The organism is Streptomyces katrae, from assembly GCF_000966975.1.
Classification (GTDB): domain Bacteria; phylum Actinomycetota; class Actinomycetes; order Streptomycetales; family Streptomycetaceae; genus Streptomyces; species Streptomyces katrae.
Window position 1 is genome coordinate 1 of the sequence record NZ_JZWV01001411.1, and the last position, 3189, is coordinate 3189.

The 3189-nt window shown below is 75.0% G+C and carries 3 protein-coding genes; 1 reads left to right on the forward strand and 2 read right to left on the reverse strand.

Going from position 1 to position 3189, the window contains the following annotated elements:
• Positions 1-226: 226 nt before the first annotated feature.
• Entirely contained in the window at positions 227-1495 is a 1269-nt protein-coding gene (locus VR44_RS37790) for a serine hydrolase domain-containing protein (protein ID WP_045952201.1), read from the forward strand.
• A 60-nt stretch (positions 1496-1555) separates the two neighbouring features.
• On the opposite strand, the gene VR44_RS37795 is transcribed toward VR44_RS37790, so the two are convergent.
• Both VR44_RS37795 and VR44_RS37800 read right to left on the reverse strand, forming a co-directional pair.
• Complete coding sequence (locus tag VR44_RS37795) at positions 1556-2134, reverse strand: phosphatase PAP2 family protein (protein ID WP_245692837.1); 579 nt, start codon at positions 2132-2134, stop codon at positions 1556-1558.
• Between the two features lie 258 nt (positions 2135-2392).
• The gene (locus tag VR44_RS37800) at positions 2393-2917 is read right to left on the reverse strand and encodes a GNAT family N-acetyltransferase (protein WP_045952202.1); all 525 of its coding nucleotides are present in this window, start codon (positions 2915-2917) and stop codon (positions 2393-2395) included.
• Positions 2918-3189: the final 272 nt, after the last annotated feature.

Here is a 3189-nt window from a genome sequence, read left to right on the forward strand (position 1 = left end):
GGGGAGGGAGCCACTGCCTCGGATCCGGCCGCTGTGCGCCCTCGTCCCGGCCCGCTCCGGCGCGCACGCCCGGAGCCGCGCCGGGTTCCTCGTACGAAGTGACAACGACTTTCGGCCGGACGCCCGATGACGGGTCCTCAGGTGGCCCCGGCGTCCTCGGTAGGCTCGCGATCACCCCGGGAGCCCCGGGGGCCATGGAACCGCACCCACCGAGCCGAGGAGCAACGTGCCCCTGTCCGCGAACCGCCGTCCCCTGAACCGCCGTCTGGCCGTCGGCGCCGCCCTGCTGGCCGTGGTCGCGGGCGCGGCCCCCGTCACCGCCGCCCACGCCGCCGGCGCCCCCTCCCCCGAGGCCCTGCGCGCCACCGGGCCGGCTCTGCCGGCGCCCGACATGGAGGCCGTCGACCAGGCGCTCCGCAACACCCTCGCCGCCGGCGCCCCGGGCGCGCTGGCCAGGATCAGCGAGGGCGGCCGCGCGCTGAGCGCGACGGAGGGCGTGAGCGACAAGGTGACCGGCGCGGCCATGGACACCCGGGCCCGCTTCCGGATCGGCAGTGTCACCAAGACGTTCTCGACCGTCGTGCTGCTCCAGCTGGTGGACGAGAAGAAGATCGAGCTGGACACCCCGGTCAACCACTACCTGCCGGGGCTGCTGCCCGATGACCGGATCACGGTGCGCCACCTGCTGACCCACCGCAGCGGGCTGTCGGACTACACGAACGCCATGTTCGACAAGACCGTCCCCGGTTTCGAGGCCGTCCGGAACAAGGTCTTCACCTACCGGGAGCTGGTGGACCTGTCGCTGGCCGAGCCCAGGACGGGCGAGCCGGGGGCCGCCTACCAGTACTCGAACACCAATTTCGTGGTCGTCGGCATGCTCATCGAGAAGGCCACGGGCAAGCCGGTGGCCAAGGAGTACGAGCGCCGCATCATCAAGCCGCTGAAGCTGCGCGACACCTCGTACGTGCACCCCGGCACGCAGATCGCGGGGCTGCACACCCACGGCTACCTCACCCCGGACGAGGCCGGCGCCCCGCTGGTCGACTCCACCGAGCAGACCGTGTCCTGGGCCCAGTCGGCCGGTGCGATGATCTCCAGCCCGGCGGACCTCAGCACCTTCATGTCCGCGCTGGTGGGCGGCCGGCTGGTGGCGCCGCAGCTGCTGGACCAGATGCTGACGATGACCCCGACCGACGCGGCCGGCACCCGTTTCTACGGGCTGGGCCTGCGCCGGTACGACCTGTCCTGCGGCACCTCGGTGTACGGGCACACGGGCACCGTCCAGGGCTTCTACACCTACGCGTTCACCACCCGCGACGGCAGGCGCAGCGTGACGGCCATGGCGAACACCTCGAACCGGGGCGTCGCGAACACGGCGCTCGGCGCCACCCTGGAGGGGGCGTTCTGCGGCAAGAAGCCGGCCGCCGCCGCGCAGGCCCGCGGCTTCGCCTCCGCCCCGGCCGACGTGGACCTGCCGGAGCGCCACGCCCGCTGAGGCCCTCCCCGCCGGGAGCCCGTCGCCCGTGCCCGCCGTCCGTGGCCCTCGTCGCCGCGGCTACGCCCCGGCGGCCGGCTCCCGGCGGTACGCGCGGTACACGAGGGCGGCGCAGCTCACCCAGGCCGTGGCGAGGAGCCAGCCGCCGAGCACGTCGGAGAGCCAGTGCACGCCGAGGTAGACGCGGCTCAGGCCCACAGCGGCCCCCCACAGGGCGATCAGCGCGACGGTGGCGGTCCTGAAGGGGCCCGGGGAGCCGCGCAGGGTGAGGGCGGCGATCACGAGCCCCGCGGTCAGGGCCCCGGTCGTGGCGTGGCCGGACGGGAAGGACCAGTTCGCTGCGTGGGTGGCCCAGTCGGCTGCCGGGGGCCTCGGGCGGGCGAACAGTTCCATCAGCGCGCGCCGCACGGCCTGTCCGAGGGCGAGGCAGAGCGCGAGCCCGGCCACGGCCGTGAGCCGCTGCCGGACGGTGCGGCCGGCGTACAGGCCGGCCAGCACGACCAGGGCGTACGGCCAGCCCCCCGTGCCGGTCGCCGTGACGGCCCGGGCCACGGCCAGGGCGGCGGGCGGCCGGTGGCCGAGGGACCAGGCGTGCGGGCCGGTGTCGAAGGGCAGGGGGCCGACCGGTGCCAGGGCCACCCACAGGGCGAGCAGCGCGAACGCGGCAGCGGCGACGGGGGCGGCCCAGGCGGCGGCACGGACGTGCCGGGGGCGCCCCTGCCGTCTTCCCTCGGGGCGGTTTCGGCCATGCGCGCGCTGCCTCTCGCGGGTCCGGCGGGGGCGGGGCGGGCGGGGTCCCAACCGGCTGCCCCGCTTACGGTTCCACCGCACTGTAACCGTGACCGGCGGGGCGGCAGGGACGGGAGAGGATGGGAGTGTCCGTGGCGGGAGTCCCCGTCAGAGGGTGACCCAGTAGCGGCGCTTGGGCCCGATCAGGGTCTCGCGCACGTCTTCCAGGACGCCGCCGGCCCCTTCGATGGTGCGCACCGAGGGCTCGTTGCCGGGGTCGCAGGTCAGCAGGACCCGGTCCATGCCCATCAGCCGGGCCTCGTGGAGGACCTGTCCCAGCGCCCACCCGGCCAGGCCGCGGCGGCGCGCCGAGGGGCGGACGCTGTAGCCGATGTGGCCGCCCGCGTCGAGGAGGAAGGCGTTGAGGTAGTGCCGCAGGTCGATGGCGCCCAGGTAGGTGTCGCCCTCGGCGATCCACCAGTACGTGGCGTGGACGCGGCCCTGTTCGACCGCCGCCGTGCGGTCCGCCTGGCGGCGCAGGCGCTCGGTCCAGGCGGCGAACCCCTCGGCGCTCTCCACGTCGTCGGCGGAGCCGAGTCCGGCGCCGTCCATGTGGGCGTCGGGGCCCCACTCCGCCTGCGCGTCGAGCCAGGAGGAGTGCAGGTGCGGGGAGGGGGCGATCAGTTCGGGCATACCCCCGACCGTAACAGTCCGATCATCGGAGTATTCAGCGCCTTCAGCTCCGCCGGCTTCGCCCACCCCGGCGGACCCGGCCGGAGACCGATCGGATAGTTTGCCATCCGTTTACCCGACGGCACCGAAACGCCCGCGCCCCCAGGAGCTCCCGCATGCCCCACCCCATACGCCGCCCCGCACGGACGGCCGTACTGGCCGCCGCCGCGCTGCTGGCGGTACCCGCCCTGGCGGCCTGCGACAGCGGCGCCAAGGCCCCGGCGGCGCTGAAG